This window comes from Gracilibacillus saliphilus, assembly GCF_010994085.1.
Classification (GTDB): domain Bacteria; phylum Bacillota; class Bacilli; order Bacillales; family Amphibacillaceae; genus Gracilibacillus; species Gracilibacillus lacisalsi.
Genome location: NZ_WJEB01000024.1, coordinates 38,366 through 60,907, shown reverse-complemented (window position 1 = coordinate 60,907; position 22,542 = coordinate 38,366). Strand labels below are relative to the sequence as shown.

The 22,542-nt window shown below is 37.8% G+C and carries 23 protein-coding genes and 1 other annotated feature; of the genes, 21 read left to right on the top strand and 2 right to left on the bottom strand.

Translation table 11 applies throughout. The features are described 5' to 3' along the window. Positions 1 to 704: 704 nt before the first annotated feature. From GHT08_RS15345 to pheA, 17 genes are all read left to right on the top strand, one after another. The gene (locus GHT08_RS15345; RefSeq protein WP_163582339.1) at positions 705 to 1,616 is read left to right on the top strand and encodes a hypothetical protein; all 912 of its coding nucleotides are present in this window, start codon (positions 705 to 707) and stop codon (positions 1,614 to 1,616) included. A gap of 169 nt (positions 1,617 to 1,785) precedes the next feature. After that, positions 1,786 to 2,469 carry a RadC family protein gene (gene radC, locus GHT08_RS15340; RefSeq protein WP_163582342.1) on the top strand — a complete coding sequence of 228 codons (684 nt, stop codon included), beginning with the start codon at positions 1,786 to 1,788 and terminating at the stop codon, positions 2,467 to 2,469. A 187-nt stretch (positions 2,470 to 2,656) separates the two neighbouring features. Next, positions 2,657 to 3,697, top strand: coding sequence for a rod shape-determining protein (locus GHT08_RS15335; protein ID WP_153836166.1), 1,041 nt, complete (start codon positions 2,657 to 2,659; stop codon positions 3,695 to 3,697). 12 nt (positions 3,698 to 3,709) lie between these two features. Continuing rightward, on the top strand, positions 3,710 to 4,606 hold the full coding sequence (gene mreC / locus GHT08_RS15330; RefSeq protein WP_163582337.1) for a rod shape-determining protein MreC: 897 nt from the start codon (positions 3,710 to 3,712) through the stop codon (positions 4,604 to 4,606). Further along, complete coding sequence (gene mreD / locus GHT08_RS15325) at positions 4,603 to 5,142, top strand: rod shape-determining protein MreD (protein WP_163582335.1); 540 nt, start codon at positions 4,603 to 4,605, stop codon at positions 5,140 to 5,142. Before mreC ends, mreD begins: the two co-directional genes overlap by 4 nt. Positions 5,143 to 5,178: 36 nt before the next feature. Continuing rightward, entirely contained in the window at positions 5,179 to 5,862 is a 684-nt protein-coding gene (gene minC / locus GHT08_RS15320) for a septum site-determining protein MinC (protein ID WP_163582333.1), read from the top strand. Next, positions 5,855 to 6,652 carry a septum site-determining protein MinD gene (gene minD, locus GHT08_RS15315; protein WP_153836169.1) on the top strand — a complete coding sequence of 266 codons (798 nt, stop codon included), beginning with the start codon at positions 5,855 to 5,857 and terminating at the stop codon, positions 6,650 to 6,652. Before minC ends, minD begins: the two co-directional genes overlap by 8 nt. A gap of 473 nt (positions 6,653 to 7,125) precedes the next feature. After that, positions 7,126 to 7,902, top strand: coding sequence for a M23 family metallopeptidase (locus tag GHT08_RS15310; protein ID WP_163582331.1), 777 nt, complete (start codon positions 7,126 to 7,128; stop codon positions 7,900 to 7,902). Next, a complete protein-coding gene (locus GHT08_RS15305; protein WP_163582330.1) occupies positions 7,889 to 8,743 on the top strand; it encodes a site-2 protease family protein in 855 nt (284 codons plus the stop codon). The genes GHT08_RS15310 and GHT08_RS15305 overlap by 14 nt, the downstream gene beginning before the upstream one ends. Before the next feature lie 13 nt (positions 8,744 to 8,756). Then, complete coding sequence (locus GHT08_RS15300; protein ID WP_163582328.1) at positions 8,757 to 10,205, top strand: ribonuclease E/G; 1,449 nt, start codon at positions 8,757 to 8,759, stop codon at positions 10,203 to 10,205. Positions 10,206 to 10,240: 35 nt separating this feature from the next. Beyond that, positions 10,241 to 10,312 (top strand) — a sequence feature (ribosomal protein L21 leader region). Positions 10,313 to 10,326: 14 nt separating this feature from the next. Continuing rightward, positions 10,327 to 10,635 (top strand): 50S ribosomal protein L21, encoded by a 309-nt coding sequence (gene rplU, locus GHT08_RS15295; RefSeq protein WP_018931446.1) that lies wholly within the window; start codon positions 10,327 to 10,329, stop codon positions 10,633 to 10,635. Between the two features lie 12 nt (positions 10,636 to 10,647). Then, positions 10,648 to 10,980, top strand: a complete 333-nt coding sequence (locus tag GHT08_RS15290; protein ID WP_163582326.1) for a ribosomal-processing cysteine protease Prp — start codon at positions 10,648 to 10,650, stop codon at positions 10,978 to 10,980. Positions 10,981 to 10,994: 14 nt separating this feature from the next. Further along, complete coding sequence (rpmA, locus tag GHT08_RS15285) at positions 10,995 to 11,273, top strand: 50S ribosomal protein L27 (protein WP_163582324.1); 279 nt, start codon at positions 10,995 to 10,997, stop codon at positions 11,271 to 11,273. Between the two features lie 753 nt (positions 11,274 to 12,026). Further along, positions 12,027 to 12,539 (top strand): Spo0B domain-containing protein, encoded by a 513-nt coding sequence (locus tag GHT08_RS15280; RefSeq protein WP_163582322.1) that lies wholly within the window; start codon positions 12,027 to 12,029, stop codon positions 12,537 to 12,539. Positions 12,540 to 12,558: 19 nt separating this feature from the next. Continuing rightward, positions 12,559 to 13,839, top strand: a complete 1,281-nt coding sequence (gene obgE / locus GHT08_RS15275) for a GTPase ObgE (protein WP_163582320.1) — start codon at positions 12,559 to 12,561, stop codon at positions 13,837 to 13,839. Between the two features lie 55 nt (positions 13,840 to 13,894). Continuing rightward, positions 13,895 to 14,347, top strand: a complete 453-nt coding sequence (locus GHT08_RS15270) for an ACT domain-containing protein (RefSeq protein ID WP_163582318.1) — start codon at positions 13,895 to 13,897, stop codon at positions 14,345 to 14,347. A 19-nt stretch (positions 14,348 to 14,366) separates the two neighbouring features. Further along, entirely contained in the window at positions 14,367 to 15,248 is an 882-nt protein-coding gene (pheA, locus tag GHT08_RS15265) for a prephenate dehydratase (protein ID WP_163582316.1), read from the top strand. A gap of 228 nt (positions 15,249 to 15,476) precedes the next feature. On the opposite strand, the gene GHT08_RS15260 is transcribed toward pheA, so the two are convergent. After that, complete coding sequence (locus GHT08_RS15260; RefSeq protein WP_163582314.1) at positions 15,477 to 16,007, bottom strand: transcription repressor NadR; 531 nt, start codon at positions 16,005 to 16,007, stop codon at positions 15,477 to 15,479. Then, positions 15,985 to 17,154, bottom strand: a complete 1,170-nt coding sequence (locus tag GHT08_RS15255) for an IscS subfamily cysteine desulfurase (RefSeq protein ID WP_163582312.1) — start codon at positions 17,152 to 17,154, stop codon at positions 15,985 to 15,987. The genes GHT08_RS15260 and GHT08_RS15255 overlap by 23 nt, the downstream gene beginning before the upstream one ends. A gap of 234 nt (positions 17,155 to 17,388) precedes the next feature. Here GHT08_RS15255 and nadB point away from each other — a divergent pair, with 234 nt between their 5' ends. The 4 genes from nadB (at position 17,389) to safA (ending at position 22,067) form a co-directional block, all read left to right on the top strand. Continuing rightward, positions 17,389 to 18,927, top strand: coding sequence for an L-aspartate oxidase (gene nadB / locus GHT08_RS15250; protein ID WP_163582310.1), 1,539 nt, complete (start codon positions 17,389 to 17,391; stop codon positions 18,925 to 18,927). Next, positions 18,924 to 19,769, top strand: a complete 846-nt coding sequence (nadC, locus tag GHT08_RS15245) for a carboxylating nicotinate-nucleotide diphosphorylase (protein WP_163582308.1) — start codon at positions 18,924 to 18,926, stop codon at positions 19,767 to 19,769. Before nadB ends, nadC begins: the two co-directional genes overlap by 4 nt. Further along, positions 19,766 to 20,872: a quinolinate synthase NadA gene (nadA, locus tag GHT08_RS15240; protein WP_163582306.1), complete on the top strand. Its 1,107-nt coding sequence runs from the start codon at positions 19,766 to 19,768 to the stop codon at positions 20,870 to 20,872. The genes nadC and nadA overlap by 4 nt, the downstream gene beginning before the upstream one ends. A gap of 163 nt (positions 20,873 to 21,035) precedes the next feature. Further along, the gene (safA, locus tag GHT08_RS15235; RefSeq protein WP_163582304.1) at positions 21,036 to 22,067 is read left to right on the top strand and encodes a SafA/ExsA family spore coat assembly protein; all 1,032 of its coding nucleotides are present in this window, start codon (positions 21,036 to 21,038) and stop codon (positions 22,065 to 22,067) included. Positions 22,068 to 22,542: the final 475 nt, after the last annotated feature.

Below are 22,542 nucleotides of genomic sequence, written 5' to 3'. Positions count from 1 at the left end.
TATATTGGCAACGCTCCGACTAATTACTTCTCTTTCCGCGGACATGGCCTCAACTAACTTTGCAAAGTGGATTTTCGGCTCGCGCTATTTACGCAGGAGTCTCCGTAATTAGTCTCCGCTATGAGAAGATGCAACAATTCCTGTCATAAGTAATAGGTTGACTTTTTTTACATGGACCGCTATCCGTGAGTATAAAAGCAGCTGTGTTACTCCATGCTGCCGTTGTAGATCCTGATAATAGCAAAGGCCGCCAAGCAGTTGATATTATTCCATAATAACCACTAGAGGAAGCGTAAATCTGAGCATTTAGTGATAAGGGCTGAGCGAATTTTGCTCAGTTTTTCTTATATGTAAGGAAAGTATAAAATTTGCGCAGATGTCTAGCTCCGAGCGCCCAAACACTATGCGACTTCACGAATTGCCCTCCGATAAGTCATCATCGGTTCGCTTTTCTCAGTGTTTCCTTTATCTCAGTTGATTAGCTCCAGCTGCTACGTTTTTAAGCGGGCGCTCTGCGCGTTTCTTATATCTATCGATTTAGCAGAGTTTGGTAATATATTTAGAATCTGTATGCTTATCTCGTTTTTTCATACTCTCTGTCACATTTTGATGAACGCTTTTTTGATAGTACTGACAAAAGTCGCCTTACATCTCAAAATAGATATGATAGGGTGATAGAAAAGGATTTGAAACGAGGGATTACCGTGGATAATAAAAAGCAAATTTCAGTTCAAATCAACCAGAATAAAAACGGTTCAACTAAGCATAATTCTACCTATCAATCCACATTAGAAGACTACATCAGAGAAAATCATCATCCAATGATGGATGATGATCAAGTATTTAAACGCAAATATACCCCAGACTCTAATGCATTTAATCGTTCTAAAAAGCCATCCTTTTGGTCGAAGTATAAATCATTCATTATTTCTGCTTGTACAGCTATAGTAATAGGATCTTTTCTAGGACTAGTGATGCTGAATATTTTTGTGGATCTGGACCCGGAAGAGGTAGCCTTTGAGCAAAATACTTCTAACAACCAAGCGGTTAGTGCTACAAGTGATCAATCAGATGAGGAAGACAATACTACGGCCAATGCACAAGAAGGAGAGGCTTTTCAAAGCGAAACTTTTGATTTTTTCGTTACTCAGGCAGGAGTGTTTACAAATCAGAGTACAGCACAACAATTAGTTCAGGATTTACAAGAAGACCAAATAGAGAGTATGGTTTGGACTCGTGATGAAAATTTTCATGTTTTTGTTGGCTTAAAGTCTACACATGAAGCATCAAAGCAATTCACAAGCAGTGCTTTTCCTAGTAATTATGAATTGTATGGTGGAAAGGAATGGCATATTGATTCTGCTTCGATCTCGCTTTCTGAAGAAGAAAAGGATTGGTTTACAGGTCTGGAAAGTCTATTAGATGAAATGATCGAAGGTAATATGGACGAGGCAGCGATTAATCAATGGTTGGCTGATGAGCCATCTGCTGTATCTGAAGAAATCCAAGCAATAAGCGCAGAGGTAGAGTCGATAAATACAACAGAAGATGAACAAGCCAGTCAAGTAACTTTATTAAAAATATTAAATCAATATGAAAATATAACAAATGAGTAATTTTATTTTTTCATATTCTAGTGGTAGCAAGTTTTGCTTTTTTCTTATAACGAAAATCGCAAGACTTGTTATTTTTAGTGCTAGAAAATCTATAAATGGCTATTTGCTGATGATATTCCTTGTCGTTAAAATAAAAGATATTGCATTAAGGGAGGAATATATATTGGAGATGACTACTATTAAAATGAAAGAAGTACCTAAAGAAGATCGACCAAGAGAGAGACTATTGGAACATGGTCCAGATCATTTATCCAACCAGGAATTACTAGCAATCTTATTGGGTTCAGGGACACAGAAAGAAAATGTACATCAATTAGCTGAAAAAGTACTGCAACATTTTGAAGGATTAAGAATGCTAAAAGATGTTACGATTGAAGAATTAACCGAAATCAAAGGTATTGGCCAGGTAAAAGGGGTTAATATTCTTGCGGCAGTGGAATTTGGTAAAAGAATTCAACAATTTAAAGAAAAGGAGAGATATGTGATAAGAAGTCCGGAAGATGGTGCAAATTATATAATGGAGGAAATGAGCAGTCTGAAACAGGAACATTTTGTATCCATCTTTCTTAACACGAAGAATCAAGTAATTCACCGGCAAACGATCTTCATTGGTAGCCTGAATGCTTCCATTGTCCATCCTCGTGAAGTTTTCCGCGAAGCAATTAAAAGATCTGCAGCTTCTATCATCTGTGCACATAATCATCCTTCAGGCGATCCAACCCCTTCCCAAGAAGATATCCATGTTACCAAGCGATTAAGTGAGAGTGGAAAAATGATAGGTATTGAACTTTTGGACCATTTGATAATTGGTGATCACAAATTTATTTCATTAAAAGAAAAAGGGTACTTATAGCACTATCTATTTTTGCTAAAGTTAAGTATAATAGAATTAACAAGCTTTTATAGCGCCTTATACAAGATTGCTTGTATAAAGGCGCTTATTATTATGAAAGAATATAATTTCTTGATTGAAAGCCAATAAAAGCATAAAATATTGAAGTGAATGTTTTGTATAATAATGGTTGAGAGGAAGAACAAGATTGGGATTATTTAATTTATCACAAGATTTAGGGATTGATTTAGGTACAGCAAACACATTAGTATTTATCAAAGGTAAAGGCATTGTTGTGCGTGAACCTTCCGTTGTAGCAATAAACAAGACAACAGGTGATATTGAGGCAGTTGGTAGTGATGCCAAGAATATGATCGGTCGTACGCCGGGTAATATTCAAGTAATTCGACCGATGAAAGACGGTGTTATTGCAGATTATGATACTACTGCTGCGATGATGAAATATTATATTAAATTAGCACAGAAAAACAGATCCAGCTTTGCTAAAAAACCTAATGTAATGGTATGTGTACCATCAGGAATAACAATGGTTGAAGAACGAGCTGTCATTGATGCAACAAAACATGCAGGTGCAAAGGATGCATTTCCAATTGCTGAGCCATTCGCTGCAGCTATAGGTGCTGGTTTACCTGTATGGGAACCAACTGGTAGTATGATTGTAGATATTGGTGGAGGAACAACTGAAGTTGCGGTTATTTCTCTTGGAGGTATCGTGACAAGCAGGTCCATTCGTACTGCTGGTGATGACATGGATGAAGCAATCATTCAGTATGTCAAAAGAACGTATAACTTGATGATCGGTGAACGTACAGCAGAATCATTAAAGATGGATATAGGATCTGCGAAAGCTTCATCTGAGAAAGAGCTAATGGATATTCGTGGACGTGACTTATTAACAGGATTACCAAAAACAATTAGTGTAAGTGCTTCTGAGATTGCATCTGCATTAAAAGATACAGTGGATGCCATTGTAGAAGCGGTGAAAAATACTTTAGAAAGTACGCCACCAGAACTTGCAGCTGATATTATGGATAGAGGTATTGTGTTATCCGGAGGGGGAGCACTTTTAAAAGATTTAGATGAAGTAATTAGTGATGAAACAAAAATGCCGGTATTTGTTGCGGATGAACCGTTAGATAGTGTTGCTATCGGTACAGGGAAATCCTTGGAATATATCGAGCATTTTCGATCACATCCAAATGTAGGGGTGCAGCGCTTATCAGATTAAGAAGGTGTTATGATGTTTTATAAAAAGAAAAGACTGTTTATTTTAATGATATCATTAATTATCATTGTTGGTTTGATCGGTTTTTCGTTACGAGAAAGAACGGATCTAACTATCATTGAAGATTTTATTCATGACAGTGTTGGTTGGGCGCAGGAAGTGATTAATAAGCCGATTGCGTTCACAACCGGCGTTGCAAATAATGTTAAGGAAATCCGCAATGTCTATCGTGAAAACCAACAATTAAAATCAAGTTTAGACGAATTAAGACAGCTAGAATATGAAAACCAAGAGTTGACGAAAGAAATCGATGAATTAAAAGAAGTTTTGGATAAATCAGAGTCAGACTTCCTGCAAAATTTTGAAGCCATTCAGGCATCCGTAATTGCAAGGAGCAAGGATCAATGGTTTAAGCAAATCACGATTAATAAAGGAACACAGGATGGTGTTCAGCCAAATATGTCAGTGATAACCGGAAAAGGGATGATCGGGAAAGTTCAAACTAGCTCACCGTTTACGTCCACCGTTTTATTGCTTAACGGATTTGACCGAACTAATCGAATTTCGGTAAATGTATATGAAGAAGATAAAGAGACAGATAGTTCTGGATTTATTGTTGGCTATGATGAAGAATCAGAGTTACTATTGTTAGAAATGAATGATAATGACGAGGATTTAGAAGAAGGCCAGTACGTATTTTCTTCAGGACTTGGCGGGATCTTTCCGAAAGGGCTTGAAATTGGTGAAGTCGTTGATGTAGAAGCTGATCGTTATGAATTGACAAGTATAGCCCATGTAAAACCTTCAGCTGATTTGGAGGATTTAAACCATGTTATTGTCATCGATCGATCGATGACGACAGTAGATGAAATAGCAGAAGTAGAAGAGCAAACAGAGGAGGATGAATCATGAAACGGATGATCCCTTTTCTTATTGCTCTCATCTGTTTTTTATTAGTGATATTAGAAGGTACACTAGCTCAAGTTTCTCTGCCAATTCTGAAAGATGAATGGATAAATGTGTCACATTTCCTTTTTATATTTCTGTTATATGTCACGATCTTTTTTGAGAAAGAATCTACATATTATGCCATTGCACTGTCGATTATGTTTAGCTTGATTATAGATATTGTCTATACGGATGTGATCGGTGTTTATGTATTTGCTTATACAGCAGTATTATACGCAGCAAGAGTATTAATGAAGCTATTACAGTCAAACTTTTTGATTGCTGTATTGATGACGACTGTAGGAGTTGTGGTTACAGACATTTTGATCTTTTTCCTTTATAATATTATTCAAGTACATGTTGACAGTTGGAGTATATATTGGCAAAACAGGTTGATTCCGACAAGTATATGGAATATAATTTTTGGCTTGCTCATATATGTTATCTTTGCAAAAAAATTAACAAAATGGTCGTACATTAAGTTTGAACGAGCAGATTGATAACGGTTAGTGAATGTTTTAAGGGGTTGAATTGAAGTGGCATCAAATAAATGGATTACAATAAAGGGAACAAGAGATGGTCTAACCCTTTTTATGAATGATCAATGTGCATGGAATGAGCTGCTCGAGGAATTAGAAGAAATTCTTTCCACAAAGCATATGGCGACGGATGAGCCATTGATCACCGTGAAAATTGAATTAGGAAACCGTTATGTGACGAATCAGCAAGAACAAACGTTACGAGAAGTTATTCGCAAGCATAATAAGTTAGTTGTTGACAAGATAGCTTCGAATGTTATTTTAAAAGAAGAAGCGTTACAATGGAAAGAAGAAACAGATGTCAATTTACATAATAAGATTATTCGTTCTGGACAAGTATTAGAAATCAATGGTGACTTATTATTGGTTGGGGATGTGAATCCTGGCGGTAAAATAGTTGCAACTGGTAATATATTTGTGATGGGTAATTTAAGAGGAATTGCACATGCTGGAGCAGACGGTAATAGAGATGCTGTAATAGCTGCTGCACATATGGCCCCAAGTCAATTGCGGATAGCGGAAGTAATTAGCAGATCACCCGATGCTGACTCAGAAGGTGTCCCTATGGAATGCGGCTTTATTGATTCAAAGGGTGAACAAATTGTAATGGACCGTATCAGTACTATCGCAAGATCACGTCCAGACTTAAATGCTTTTGAAAGGAGAGTTATGAATGGGTGAAGCTATCGTTATTACTTCTGGTAAAGGTGGTGTCGGTAAAACGACAACTACGGCAAATCTAGGAACTTCATTAGCATTACTAGATAAGAAAGTTTGTTTAATAGATACAGATATCGGGCTGCGAAATTTAGATGTGATTATGGGTCTTGAAAATCGTATCATTTATGATATTGTGGATGTGCTGGAAAAAAGATGTAAAATTTCTCAAGCCTTAATTAAAGACAAACGCTTTGATTGTTTATATTTATTACCGGCTGCACAAACCAGTGATAAATCCGCGCTAACTCCTGAAGGTATGGTGGAAATCATTGAAGAATTGAAGCCGGATTATGATTACATATTAATTGATTGCCCGGCAGGTATTGAGCAAGGTTATCGTAATGCGGTTGCTGGGGCGGATAAATCGATTGTTGTGACAACTCCTGAGAAATCAAGCGTAAGGGATGCTGATCGGATTATCGGTTTATTAGAACAAGAAGATATGGAACCTCCTCATTTAATCATTAATCGTATTCGTAATCATATGGTAAAAAATGGTGATATGCTGGATGTAGATGAAATAATCCAAGTGTTGTCAATAGATTTATTAGGAATTGTTGCAGATGACGACGATGTGATCAAAGCATCTAATCATGGCGAACCTGTTGCCTTTCAACCTAACACACGAGCTTCTATCGCTTATCGTAATATTGCAAGAAGAATCCTGGGCGAATCAGTTCCACTACTCTCGTTGGAGGAAAAAGTATCATTCTTAGACAAAGTAAAAAAAGCATTCGGAATAAAAAAATAACCTATAAAAAAGAGTTTACCTCCTATCAGGTAAACTCTTTTTTAACATCATTTTCCGGTCAGTTCTATAACATATTATACATAAACTGCGAAGTAACGAAGATATGGAAAAGAGATATCCCCCGGAAGCGCCGATCTGTTCCGAGGAAAAAGGCTTCTCTTCCAGGGAAAAGATCTTCTCTCCCGAGGATAAACGACTATATCCAGGGAAGAGAAGGGCCTATCCCCGGAACAGCAAAGGATATCCAGGGAAGGGAAAGAGGTATCCTCGGAACAGAAAGAGATATCCCTGTAAGAGAAGTCCTGTTAACTTTGCAACTAAGCTAGTTCGCAGTATGTATCAACGTTTCTTGTTTACTATTTGTACTAATGTGATTTTTGATAAAGCCTTTAAAAGTTTTTTTGTTCCTTTTTCATATTATGATGGTTGTCCACATATATTGTACAAACGTTGGAAAAAAGGAATGGATGCTGATGAAAAAAGATAATCTATCACAAATACGCCAAAATATTACGAAAAGAAAACAATCTAAAAGGAAAATCACCTCAACACGCTTATCAGATTTCAAGCGTAATAGTTATGTAAATCAGGCTCACATGGAAGATGAAGAACGACATGGGTATTCTCCGACTTTCGGGGGCTATCCAAACAATAGTGACCAAGCCTACTTTAAACCGTTTCTTGTCAAAAGTATTGTTGCAGCCATCATCTTTTTTATTACGGTGTTTTCAACGGCTTCCAATCAACAATGGCTTGAACAACCAAGGAACTGGGTAAATTACGCGATGACAGAAGAATTTCCTTTTGCAAGTGTAAACGCATGGTATCAAGCTCGATTTGGTGCACCATTTGCTATTGAAGCAGATCTTGATAAAGCGGAAACTGCCGCACCTACTGCATTACCTGTTTCTGGTCAAGTTAACCAGACATTTCAAGAAAATGGTGAAGGTATTTTAATTTCATCTGATGAAGAAACAGAAGTGATTGCTGTAGACGAAGGCACTGTTTTATTCGCTGGTAATGATCGTGAAACAGGAAAAACAGTGATTGTCCAGCATGCTGATCGTAGCAAATCCATTTATGGAAACTTAACCAATATTGATGTTCATTCCTATCAATCGATTAGAGCTAATCAAAAAATAGGTAGCTATGAACCTTCTGAGACCAATACAGCAATGTACTTTGCGATTGAAAAGAACCGGGAATTTTTAGATCCGATTCGGGTGATGCATGTTGATGAGCAGCCTTAAGCTACCTCCTATTCATATTCACCCTATTTTATTTTTTTTCTTACTTGTTGCTATATTTACTGGTATGTTAGTGGAATTTTTCATTATTTTTTTGATTGTTTCTATTCATGAATTAGGACATTATATATGCGCTCGCGTTTTCAAGTGGCGAATCCGGCGCATTTTTTTGTGGATTTTTGGTGGAGTGATGGAAACAGATGAGTATGGAACTAGACCAATACGTGAAGAATTTCTAGTAACGATTGCCGGACCATTACAACATATTTGGATCTATTTCATTATCTATATGCTTGATGCTGGCTCCTTGCTTCCAGAATCCACTTTAGTACTAGCATATCAATATAATACTTTTATATTGGTTGGAAATCTGTTACCAATATGGCCGCTTGATGGTGGGAAACTCGTCCAGCTTAGTTTGGATTCTTTTTTCTCCTTTCAAGTTTCTCATAAATGGATGATTATGATATCGGTTGTGACGATTGTTTTTGTAAGTTTCTATGTATATAGTCAGGCATGGCTTTCTTTAAGTTTTGTCTTACTTATGATTTTTTTAATTTGGGAAAATCGATTAGAATGGAAACGAAGGTATTTTAAATGGTGGCGTTTTTTATGGAGTAGGTATAGTGAAACCACTAAATTTCGGAAACAAAGAGAAATAGAAGTGTCTGCATCGATCAGTTTATTGGATTTGTTTCGTTTGTTTAAAAGAGACACCTTTCACCGTATCAAAGTATATGATCAAGATGGAAAGGTTTATTGGTTATCAGAACGAGATTGTTTGCAAAGTTATTTCGATCAGAAAAATATTCACTTAGTGGTAGGCCAGTTGCTTACAGGATAGAAAGAGGTTGAACATGAAGAAATTACACTTTTATACAGGTAGTTCAGAAAAAATCGGCATGCTTTTTGAAGAAAAGCAATGTATCGATATTTTTATTGACCGACAGTCAACAAACGCTCGCCTAGGTTCAATCTATAAAGGAAAAGTGCGAAACGTTGACGAAAGTATTGATGCCGCATTTATTGATATTGGTGAGAAGAAGGTTGGTTTTCTGCCCAAAAGCGAAGTGCCATTTTTGGGCGTAAATGACAAGCTCTCCTCTTATTTAACAGATGGAGCAAGTATTATTGTTCAGGTTATCAAAGAGGCTTATCAAGAGAAAGGACCAAGGCTTACAGCTAATATAACACTTACAGGACAACGAATTATTTATTTACCGCATGGTAACTATGTAGCCAGTTCTAAAAAATTATCGCAAACAATATCAGAAAAATGGAAAAGTTATTTAATGGAACAACTTTCTATGAATGAAGGAGTTATATTACGAACAGACATAGCGAATGCTGAAACAGAGCAAGTATTAACTGAATTAAATAATAGCAGACATCTCTGGCGGAAATTAGATAGTGATGCATCACAAAATAAAGCACCATACTTCCTTTTTCAATATCCAATGATTCCTGATCAAATGATAAATCAATATCAAAATGAATCTTTTCAAGATATTACTTTCGATGAACGTCAAACGCTTCAAAAAGCGAAGGCAGCTTTTCCTAACCTAGCGAATAAAATGAGGATTAGGAAAGAGGCAAATCAAATTGCTGGTCAAGATGTAAGCAGCTGGTTAACAGAAGCTATTCAGCCAGTTGTTCATAAACAGGATGGTATTACATTAACAGTGGAACAAACCGAGGCCTTGACAGTGATTGATATTGACAGCAGTAAATTTACAAGTCGTCATAACAAACAAGATACCATCTATCACATAAATCAACGTTCCGTAAAATATTGTATCGAAGAAATTCGAAAACGTAATATATCGGGAATTATTCTGATTGACTTTCTGAAAATGGCAAAAAAAGAAGAGGCTGTCATTTTACAACAGATGAAACAAGCGTTACGAGAAGATCCGGTACGTACAGAGGTGCTCGGATTTACTAAGTTGGGTTTGTTGGAAATGACGAGAAAAAGAGAAAGAACTGGGCTCTTGGAACTGATGACTAATTGGGAATTAAATAAGAAACCTGTATTAGCATTGGAAACGATCGGCTATCAGCTGGAACGTGAACTGTTAGAGTGGAATCGAAATACGGAATGTTTATTGCTTATCATTCACCCAGACCTGTATGCCTTTTGGAAAGAAGAGTTAACTGATGAACTCTTATCTAACATGCAAATGGAAGTGTATTATTATACGGATGAAAGCATTTCTGATTATCAGATAATTCGTTCGGGCAGTAAGGAGTTAATTAATCTGTATATTGCTGACCATCAGGAAATAGTCATTGACAAGTTGCTTTGATATATGGTAAGATCGTTTTGTTGTTTATGTAGCACCCGTTGCTACAACCGCGCAGAACAGGTTTTAAAGCTTGATAAGCTACCTGTATGGCGAGTCTGAGTCTATGAGGAGGTGCAAGAGAATGTACGCTATTATTGAAACTGGTGGAAAACAAGTTAAAGTAGAAGAAGGTCAAGCAATTTTTGTTGAGAAACTAGCTGCTGAAGCTGGTGAATCAGTAACATTTGACAAAGTACTTGCAGTAGGTGGAGACGATGCAAAATTTGGTACTCCATACGTTGACGGAGCTTCTGTAACTGCGAAAGTAGAAAAACAAGGCCGTCAAAAGAAAATCACTGTATTTAAGTACAAGCCAAAGAAAAACTATTCACGTAAACAAGGTCACCGTCAGCCATACACAAAAGTTACCATTGAGAAAATCAATGCATAAGGTTTTGTTTGTATGATTAACGTGACAATTGAGCGTGAACAAACGTATATAAAATCATTTACGCTGACAGGGCACGCTGGAAGTGGTCCAGAGGGGCATGATTTAGTTTGCGCCGCTGTTTCCGCTATCTCTTTTGGTTCTGTCAATGCAGTATTTACGCTATGTGAGATTGATTTGGATATAGACCAAGCCGGTGATGAAGGCGGATATTTGAAAGTTACCATTCCTGAATCATTGGATGAGCAACTTTTAGAAAAAGTTTCATTACTCTTTGAAGGTATGGTTGTTTCCTTGCAAACCGTTGAGCGGGAATATGGTCAATATATATCCATCTTTGAAAATTAAGGAGGTGCAACAACATGCTACGTCTAGATTTACAGTTTTTCGCAACGAAAAAAGGTGTAGGTAGTACGAAAAACGGTCGTGACTCTGAGTCTAAACGTTTAGGTGCTAAACGTGCAGACGGTCAATTCGTTTCAGGTGGTTCAATCCTTTATCGTCAACGCGGTACAAAAGTTTACCCAGGTGTAAACGTAGGCCGTGGTGGAGATGACACACTATATGCTAAAACAGACGGTGTGGTTAAATTCGAACGCCAAGGACGCGATCGTAAAAAAGTAAGTGTATATCCTGCATAAGGAAATAAAAAAGGCTCTAATCTTTCAAGGTTAGAGCCTTTTATTTTGAACTTACAAATAGAAAAAATTCACAAGATACATAAACTACGCAGTAACGAGGACAAGGAATTGCTCTCTACCATCATTCTTGACTTAGAGAGTGCATGCAAACCGCTCCGGCAGAATACTGCGCTTTCCGTGGGCACAGCCTCAGCTAACTTGGTAAAGAAAAGCACTTTACCAAGTGGATCTTCGGCTCGTGCTGATCCCACAGGAGTCTCCGTATTTTGCCTACGCTATTTATGTTCTCTGATTATAGAAAGAAATGAACTCATGGAACTAAAATTTTCTGTTTAATTACAGTGCTAATCGGCTGTGAATATCTCTTTAGCGTAGTCGTATTCTATGCTAAAGATGGTGGAGAAATCGACTGGTGATTGCGGATAAGTGTTGTGAAGCATACCTTAACGAAGGCGCCCACTTTCACTCCTGTGGGAATGGTTTGACCTGAAGATCCACTTTTTCGAGCGGTTTTGGCTCGAAAAAGTTAGCTGAAGGGCAAACCCCACGGAAAGGGAAGTGGGCGGCCGGAGTGGCGGTTATGATCACGATATATGTCAAAATTACTTCATAGGTGACTGTGCATTTAGTTTCCAACAAACAGTTTTCGCTACTTCGCAGTTTGTATCTACGTCGTCAAGGATATACCATTATATAGATGAATCTTCTGTATTTCTATGCTATAATTTGCTTATTGTGTGAGGGGTGAACACGTTGAAGGAACAAGATGTAGTCGAAATGTTGCGCCATTATCGTCATGATTGGCTTAATGATTTGCAACTAATTTTGGGCTATGCTCAAATGGGGAAATTAGATAAAATACAAAGTAAAATAACCGAAGTAATGGAAAGATCTAATCAGGAACGCGGTTTGGATCGATTAAATATACCAAAAACAATGGTATGGTTGTATCAATTAAATTGGCGTTCGGAAACGTTTCAGCTTCATTTTCAATCATTTGTTGACGGACAACCAGCTATCATTGATGATGAAGCATTACTAACTAAAATACAAAAAATATTTCAATTATTACCTTCTTATCAAAAAGAATATGAGGAATATATCGGTACGCTTATTTTCAAAAAAGTAGACCATACTATACATATTCACTTAACATTTGATCAGAATTGGACCGATATTGATGCAATTAAACAAGAGTTAGAATCTTTATCCTTTATTGAAAAAGTGACAACAGAAGAGATGTTAAGGATAGAGTGGCAAGAATAACGAAAGAAGGTGAGACAGCATGTTTGTCGATCAGGTCAAAGTATATGTGAAAGCAGGCGACGGTGGCAATGGTATTGTTGCTTTCAGGCGTGAAATATATGTACCGATGGGTGGTCCTGCTGGTGGCGACGGAGGAGATGGCGGAGATGTTATCTTTGAAGTTGATGAAGGCTTAAATACTCTAATGGACTTTCGCTATCAAAAACATTTTAAAGCGAACCGTGGCGAGAACGGAATGGGGAAAGGCATGCATGGAAGAAATGCAGAGCCATTAGTATTGTCTGTACCACCAGGTACCACTGTAAGGGACGTTAATACAGGAGAAGTGCTCGCTGATTTAATTGAACATAAACAACGGGCAGTCATTGCACAAGGTGGCCGAGGTGGTCGAGGAAATATTCGTTTTGCATCTGCTAGAAATCCTGCCCCGGAAATCGCAGAAAATGGCGAGCCAGGTATAGAGCGCGATATTCAGATCGAATTAAAATTGATAGCTGATGTTGGTTTAGTAGGGTTTCCAAGTGTTGGGAAATCGACCTTATTATCAACCGTTAGTGCGGCAAGACCGAAAATTGCGGACTACCATTTTACGACATTACAACCTAACTTAGGAGTTGTCGATACGGCTGATCAACGAAGTTTTGTTTTGGCAGACCTACCTGGATTGATTGAAGGGGCACACGAGGGTGTTGGACTTGGTCACCAATTTTTACGACATGTGGAACGTACACGAGTGATTTTACATGTAATAGATATGGCAGCAACAGAAGGCCGAGATCCTTACGATGATTTTATTACGATTAATAAAGAACTGGAACAATATGATCCAACAATATTAGAACGTCCAATGATCATTGCTGCTAATAAGATGGATCTACCAGAGGCAGAGGAACAGCTCGCCTTTTTTAAAGAACAGTTAGATGAAGATTATCCAATCTTTCCGATCTCAACGGTTACTAAGGAAGGAATCCGTGATCTATTATTTGCTGTAGCGAACAAACTAGATGAAATTCCGAAAAATTATAAACCAGTTGAAGAACAAGAAGATCGCGTAGTTTACCGTTTTGAAAAAGAAGATAAAGCATTCTCGATAACTCGTGACCCTGATGGTGCTTATGTATTATATGGAGAAAAGATTGAGAAGCTATTCAAAATGACTGATTTCAGTCGTGATGAATCTGTTCAACGTTTCTCCAGACAACTGCGCGGAATGGGTGTAGACAATGCGTTAAGGGAACGTGGAGCAAAAGACGGTGATACAGTTCGCCTGCTTGATTATGAATTCGAGTTTATGGAATAATAGATAGTATGCTTAGTAGCAAGACCATCCGTTGGTATAAAAAAGGGGAATGTGGATGTCTGCGAAAAATGAAAAGTTCTATCTGGTAAGTGAAGATTTTTTACCAGAAGGAATGAAAAAAACATTGGAAGCAAAAAAATTGTTGGAAAGTTATGAAGTGGATTCGATTCATGAAGCTACACGTCAAGTCGGATTGTCGCGTAGTGTTTTTTATAAATATCGGGACGCTGTCTTTCCGTTTCAACATATGGTAAAAGAGCAGATGATTACGTTGTTTTTCCATTTGCAAGATCAAACAGGGGTGCTTTCTCACCTCTTATCTGTTGTGGCACAGGCGGGATGCAATATATTAACGATTCACCAAACGATACCGATTCAAGGAAAAGCAAATGTTACGTTATCTTTAAATACAAACGGAATGACAGTTGAGATCGATCAGCTCTTAAATGATTTAAAACAGATTGATTTTGTCAATCAAGTAGAAATATTAAGTTCAGGTGTTTCATAACATAGGGGGAGCAAGCTATATGAAGGAAACTATCGGGTATTTAGGTCCAAAAGGAACTTTCACTAAAATCGCAGTAGATTCCATGTTTAATGGAGACGTAAAAAAAGGGTATAGTACCATTCCTGAATGTATCGACGCTGTAGTAAACAATGAAGTAAGCTATGCTGTTTTACCACTGGAAAATGCGATAGAGGGTACGGTTAATATAACTTTGGACTATTTAATCCAAGCGCAGGATGTAAAAATTGTAAGTGAAGTAATTGTTCCAATTCGTCAGCATTTAATGGTACACCCTGATAATGTTGATAAATGGACAGAAATGGATGCTATTTATTCTCACTCTCATGCGATTGCGCAATGCCATAGCTTTTTACGTAAGGAATTAGTGAGGGTACCGGCACAGTCGATGACTTCAACAGGAGCAGCTGCAGAATTTGTCAGTGAGCACCCTGAACAGAATATAGCTGCAATTGCCAATCATCTTGCAGCGAAAGAATATGGTTTATCGATTGTGAAAAAAGACATCCACGATTTTGATAATAATCATACGAGATTCGTTGTCTTGCATAAAAATCAAACAGAATTAACTTCTAATAAAATGGAGGAAAAAGGATTTAAAACAACCGTAACGGTTACCCTACCATCAGACCAGCCTGGGGCATTACATCAAGTCCTATCTGCGTTTGCATGGCGCAACTTGAATTTATCCAAAATTGAATCACGACCAATGAAAACAGGTCTTGGTAATTATTACTTCTTAATAGACATTGAACAAAAAATGGATGATGTTCTGATTCCTAATGCTATAACAGAAATGGAATCGTTAGGCTGTAAAGTATCAGTATTAGGCAGTTATCCTTACTATTTACACAGCGGAAACGGTGTAACGCTTGCGGTATAATCGCAGGCGTTTTTTTATGGAAAGAAAGCATAAAATCAGCGAAATGACCGTGTTAAACGAAGTGGTTATTTTGACATGTTTGATGTGTAATTTACAACGCTCCGAATAATTACTTCGCTTACCGTGGGCCCGACCTCAACTAACTTTTCAAAAAAATAGAGCGGACAACCTAAGCTAAAAACACTCAAACTATCCACTCATCTGCATGTGCTATATTAAATATAGCTGCTATTCTACAATAAATCCTTTCTCTTTTAACGCCTCATATGCTTGATCCAACTTCCGCTCTTCATTTGCAACTATGGTATGGTTATGAATCCCATCGGTCAACTCCAACAAATATGGAGCATTTTTTTCTTCGATTTTCTGAACAAACTGATCAACATCAATGCGACTGTTTATCATTAAAGAAGCTTTTAAATCACCGTAAATCGGATGTTCGATAATGACATCTTCTACAGTCGCGCCATAGTCTACGATCGTATATAACTCTTCTCTAGTATCTTTTCCGTCATGTTTACACGCGATAACACGACGAAAATCTACTTTTTCTTTTTCAGCTTTCATATATAAATAACCATTACTTGTAGCAATAATCGGGTGATTATGAGCTTTTAATAAGGAAATATCCTGTACGATGGCTTGCCTGCTTACATTTGCCTTTTCAGCCAGTTCTGTTCCAGTAAGCGGTGTTTGGCTATTTTGTAACCAAGTCAGCAGGCTTTCGCGCCTTGCTTTACCCGTTAATTTCTTTGTCATAACCTTGTCTCTCCTCCTTGATTCGATTAAATATTCGATTCGATGCTTTGATGATTTCATGAATATCTTTTTCCGTTGTCTGATGGCTAAAAGAAAATCGTACAAACCGTTTTCCTTCATCATAATCGCTAATAAACGGTTGAATGGATTTAGGAACTTCTGTTGCTCCAATACTGCATGCACTACCTGTCGAAATTGCAATACTATGTCGATTATATTCTAGCATGACATAATCACCCTGTACAAAATCACTGATACAACCAACAATACTTGGACATTGTTTGATGGATACAATCGGTTGTAATGGAATTCCTTCGGTTTTCAAGTTCTGAATAAAAAGATCTCGTATGTATTGGATGTGATCTTGATTTTGTACGAGATTGTTTATTGTTTCTGAAGCTGCCGCAGCAAATCCTGCTATTCCAGGCACATTAACTGTTCCAGGTCTTAAGTTGTGTTCATGATTAGTTGAAACAGGGTGAGATTTTAGTGAGAGTGTATTAGAGAAATATATTGCTCCAACTCCTTTAGGACCGAATATTTTATGACTTGAAATCGTTATACAATCAACAAACGGTATCAAGTGCTTTATATCTATTTTACCAAATGATTGAATCATATCGCTATGAAAAGGGATAGCCTGTTTTTGTAACCTTTGTCCAATCTCCTTTATTGGCTGGATAACACCTGTTTCGCCATTTACATGTTGGATAGAGACAAGACATGTGTTAGGCTTAATGGCTTTATCTAGATCAGATAGCCGAATTTGCCCGTTATGATCTACTGTTAGAAAAGTGACCTCTACATTCTCTTGATTGGCCAACTCTTTCATGTAGTAATATAAAGAACTATGCTCGACTTCTGTTGTAACGATATGTTTTTTCTTTTCTAAATGACTAGTTCTTAGTAATGTGTCGATAGCTAACAGATTACTTTCCGTTCCCCCGCTCGTGAATACAATTTGTCGTGCATCTGTATTTAAAAGCTTTGCTATCATAGTTCTTGAATTTTCTAATATATCTTTTGCTTTCCCACCTATATCATGTAAACTGCTAGCATTTCCAAAATAATCTTTTGCTACCTCTTGATATACATCCAATGCTAGATTTGACATGGGAGATGTAGCGGCATAATCACAATAAATCATCCTATCGTCCTTTCCTTAGAAGTTTAGTGCTATAAACAATTGTCACTGAATTTCCATAAGACTACCATCATTCAAAGAAGCAAAGCAGGAATAATGGGCCTAACATCTTGATATCATTCGCTTACTAATGGCAGTCTTATTTAATAATTGATGATCGCGTAAAAAAATACTTGTCATATCATTTATTATATGTAAAGATATCTGTAAAGACAACTGTAAAGTGTGGTGTTTTGTTTGCAACGACAAAAAATTGTTATTGTCGGCTCCGGTCTTGCTGCATATGTACTTGCGAGTGAGTTATGGCAGCATAGTGATGTGACAATACTGACGAAAAATACAACAAACGATAGTAACTCTGTACGCGCCCAAGGAGGAATAGCTGCTGCCGTTTCTGCCAAGGATCAATGGCAATTACATGCAGAAGACACTTTAAAAGCAGGTGTCTTCCATAATCATCAGAAAGCAGTAGAAACATTAGTGAAAGAGGGAAAACAGGTAGTGAAAAGTCTGCTTCAACAAGGTTTTCCAGCAGATCGTGACCAACATGGTGAACTTTTATTAGGTCGTGAAGGCGCCCATAGTGAGCGAAGAATCATTCATGCAGGAGGGGATCAAACCGGTAACTATCTTATTTCCTATTATCAGCAATTATTGCAAGGAAAGATAACGATTATTGAAGGGCAACTTGCGGTTGATTGTGTTATAGAAGCCGACGAGTGTAAAGGAATTATTACGATGGATCAAGATAATCAATTGCATACGTATACTGCAGATCATATCGTATTGGCAACTGGAGGCTTTGGTGCGCTTTATGAAACAACATCTAATGATCCAAGTGCTACCGGTGATGGTATAGCGATTGCTTATCGTGCTGGAGCTAGAGTCTCAGATCTGGAGTTTGTCCAATTTCATCCGACTATGCTAGCAACACAAGCTCCTTACAATGACTTGATTTCAGAAGCAGTTCGAGGAGAAGGAGCCATTTTGGTGGATCAGAATGGTCGAGAAATTATGAAAGGTGCGCATCCATTGGAAAATCTAGCACCTCGGGATATTATAGCCCGTGTTATGATGACAGAATTAACGAAAGGAAATCAGCTATATTTGGATATTCATCAAATCAAAAACTTTCAAACTAAATTTCCTTTTATTAAATCAGTATGTGAAAAAAATAACATAGATTGGCAGCAAGAACTAATACCGGTAAAACCAGGAGCACATTTTACGATGGGAGGGGTAGAAACTGACTTGCAAGGAAGGACGAATATCCCAAGGTTGTATGCAATTGGGGAAGTAGCATGTACACACGTCCATGGTGCTAATCGTTTGGCAAGTAATTCATTGTTAGAGGGCATGGTATTTGCAACGAGATTAGCAGATTATTTAAAGACACAATCCAGTGTGCCTTCCAGTAGTATATCGCTAGTCCAACCATTACATCGCACATTCCATCATCCTGATCTACTTGCCCTACGTAAACAAATGACCAACCATGTGGGCATTAATCGAAGCGAATCAGGGTTAAACGAAATGCTGGAATGGTTAGCGAAATTTACACTTATCCAAGACAATTACTTAAGCAGATATACTACATTGCGGGATCAAATTCTAATGCAGCATCATTTACAGCTTGCCCAGCTCGTAACAAAGGCAGCAAGAAAACGTATGGAAAGCAGAGGCGCTCATTACCGACTGGATTATCCATATAAAAGTGAACAATGGGAGAATAAAAGGATAACCTATCAATTAGCCAAACAAGGAGTAACGGTATGAATCGATTATATGTAAAGCAACAGCTAAACCATTTTTTTCAAGAAGATATCGGGAGAGGAGATGTCACAAGCGATCGTATTTTCGATCAAGTATCACCAACAGGAGTAGGTGAATTTATTGCTAAGCAGCAAGGTGTTTTTGCTGGGGAAGTGATATTAGACGAGGCTTATCATCTTTTTAATGAAACGATCAAACTGGATCTGTTTAAAAAAGATGGTCAACAAGTAAAGAAAGGCGATGTAATTGCACAAGTTTCTGGTCCGTATCCATTATTATTAATGTCAGAAAGAGTTATTCTAAACCTTTTGCAACGATTGAGTGGTATTGCGACTGTTACTTCTCAAGCAATTTGTCATTTAGCTAATGATCAGATAAAAATTGCCGATACTCGAAAAACAACACCAGGATTACGTATGTTAGAAAAATATGCAGTTCGTTGTGGTGGTGGAGTCAATCATCGTTTCGGATTAGATGATGCGGTGATGTTAAAGGACAATCACATTGCAGCAGTGGGTTCGATTACTAAAGCTGTAGAAAAAATAAGAGCCTTTACAGGTCATGTGATCAAAATCGAAGTAGAAATCGAAAACAAGGAGCAGTTGGAAGAAGCGATTGCAGCAGGTGTAGATGTGATCATGTTCGATAATATGTCGCCAGAGCAAATAAGAGAGCTGATTGAACTAGTGCCAAAAGATATCATGACAGAAGCTTCAGGTAATATCACTGTCGATAATATCCACCTATATAAGGATACGAGAGTGGACACGATTTCACTTGGGTTTATTACTCATTCAGCACAAGCTTTAGATATCAGCTTTAACATTACGGGGGGAGCAAAATGAATCTAGCAACACTATTTACCACACATCAACAGTTACCAGATAAGTATCAACACATGAGTCATGACGAAATGATAGAAAGAATCACAATGATAAAAAAAGATATGGGAGAAGACTTATTTATTCCAGGACATCACTATCAAAAGGATGAAGTGATCCAATTTGCTGATGCAAGTGGAGATTCTTTGCAACTAGCTCAAGTTTCTGCACAACAAAAGGCGAAATATATTGTTTTTTGTGGTGTTCATTTTATGGCGGAAACAGCTGATATTTTAACAAATGCTAATCAAAAGGTAATACTACCGGATATGCGTGCCGGTTGTTCGATGGCAGATATGGCAGATGATAAGCAGACTGAGGAAGCTTGGAGAGAATTAACTGCCTTGTTCGGTGATACGCTTTTGCCTTTAACCTATGTCAATTCTACAGCTGCCATTAAAGCATTTGTGGGACAACATGGCGGTGCTACAGTTACCTCATCTAACGCGAAACAAATGGTTCAATGGGCATTTAAGCAAAAACAACGGCTGTTATTCTTGCCTGATCAGCATTTAGGGAGGAATACTGCAGTAGAGTTAGGTGTTCCGTTAGATCAAATGGCAGTATGGGATCCGATCGCAAGCAAATTGGAATTTGCAGGTGATTCAGTAGAGCATATCCGTGTTATTTTATGGAAAGGTCATTGTTCCGTACATGAAAATTTTACTACGAAAAATATCGAGCAAGTTCGTAAAAATCATCCCGATATGACGATTATCGTTCACCCGGAATGTAAGTATGAAGTTGTACAACAAGCAGATCTTGCTGGTTCGACGAAATATATCATTGAAACCATCAAACAAGCGCCTGCTGGAAGTGAGTGGGCAATCGGTACAGAAATGAACTTAGTAAATCGTTTAATAAATAGCCATCAAGATAAAAAAATCATTTCCTTAAATCCATTTATGTGTCCCTGCTTAACAATGAATCGTATTGATTTGCCTCATTTAACATGGGCATTAGAAGAAGTATGGGAAGGAAATTATACAAATCGAATCAGCGTTCCTAATGAAATAGCTAAAAACGCCAAACTAGCTCTAAACCGAATGCTGCAAGGAAGCTTATAATGTGACAAGATTGTATTTAAGTTGATCGAAGGATATTTATAAAAAAAGATATCCTTCTTTTTTTATTCAACATTTTAGGCATTTTGCATATGTTGTTAAAGAAGATGGATTAGACCGAGACAAATGCCCTTCCATACTTATCATACAGAAAGGAGAAATTGCTTTGAAAATTCATATTGTGCAAAAAGATGAAACTCTTTGGAAAATTGCGCAAAAATATGGTGTTAATGTAAATGAAGTGATAGCAGCGAACCCGCAAATTTCAAATCCTGATATGATTATGCCAGGAATGAAGATAAAGATTCCAACTGCAGCTGATAGTAAACAGCAACCAGCACCATCTGATAAGAAACAACAAGTCCAACCTGGTACAACGGACAAAAAAGACAAACAGGAGGTAAAACCGGAGGCTCCAAGTCAAATTTTACCTGCGATTGAAGAGGATGAAGACAAAAAATGGGAACCATTGAAAAAAGAAATGCCTTCATTACCAATTCATTTTAATAAGCAACCACCACAACCTGTACAACCAGCACCATCTCAGGCATCACAAGACTTAAAGTGGACACAGCTAACCAACAATTTCGAAACACATATTCATCCAACGCAAATGCCTGAAGATGATGACCACGTAGCAGGAGTGGAGGATCATAAGAAACCAAAGCACAAACCGATGGCACCACATCATCATCATCCACAACCAATGCCAATGCACGCACCATGTTATTCAAAGGAAGGTATCCCTTATGGCTATGGACACACGGGACATACAGGGCATATGCCACAATATCCGTTTCCAGAAGGTTTCCAGCCACAAGTAATGGGGGAACAATCGCTACCACAACAAACTGGTCCATCTACCCAACCGCATCAAGGATGGTATCAAGCACAAATGCCATCAGATAACCAAGGACAGCAAATGCCATGGGGACCATCACAAATGCCCCAAAATCAAATGATGCCAAATCAACAACAACCAATGCAACAAATGCCAATGCAGCAACAACCAAATATGCCAGTACCAATGCCAGGGGAACCAATGATCCCACAACCTGGCGCGCCGAATTATCCATTAATGCCAATGCCATATGGAATGCAAGGCCAACAACAGATGCCATATCAGCCATATCCTCAACAAGGAATGCCTTACGGGCAACCGAATAAAAAGGACTGTGGATGTGGAGGAAATCGATAATAATCATAATTGCCAAGGCTGCTGAGAAATTTTTTCTCAACAGCCTTTTTTATAATATAGGAAAGTATATAATCAGCGGTATCAACGCATTTGTAAGCAGAGTAGCCATTTTGAAATAGCTTGTACAGGAAACCATCGCTACAACGTTTGTGACTGCTAACTTCTCGAGCTTTCTTAACCTATGTAATAAAATTGGAATGTCAGCGAGTACATTCATTGTAGAGCATTAATTAGCGTAGGCGCCCACTTCGACTCCTGTTGGATCAGGGTGATCTGAAGATCCACTTTTGTAAAACGATCTTCTTTACAAAAGTTAGCCGAAGACACGCCCCACGGAAAGCGAAGTGGGCAAGCCGCAGCGGTTATTACGCCTATTATTCATGTCAAAATAACTACTTTGGATAGGACCGGGTGGGCTTTCCCGGTTTTTCTTATTTCGCAATAATGAAGCTTGATTTCACAATAAAAAAACTTG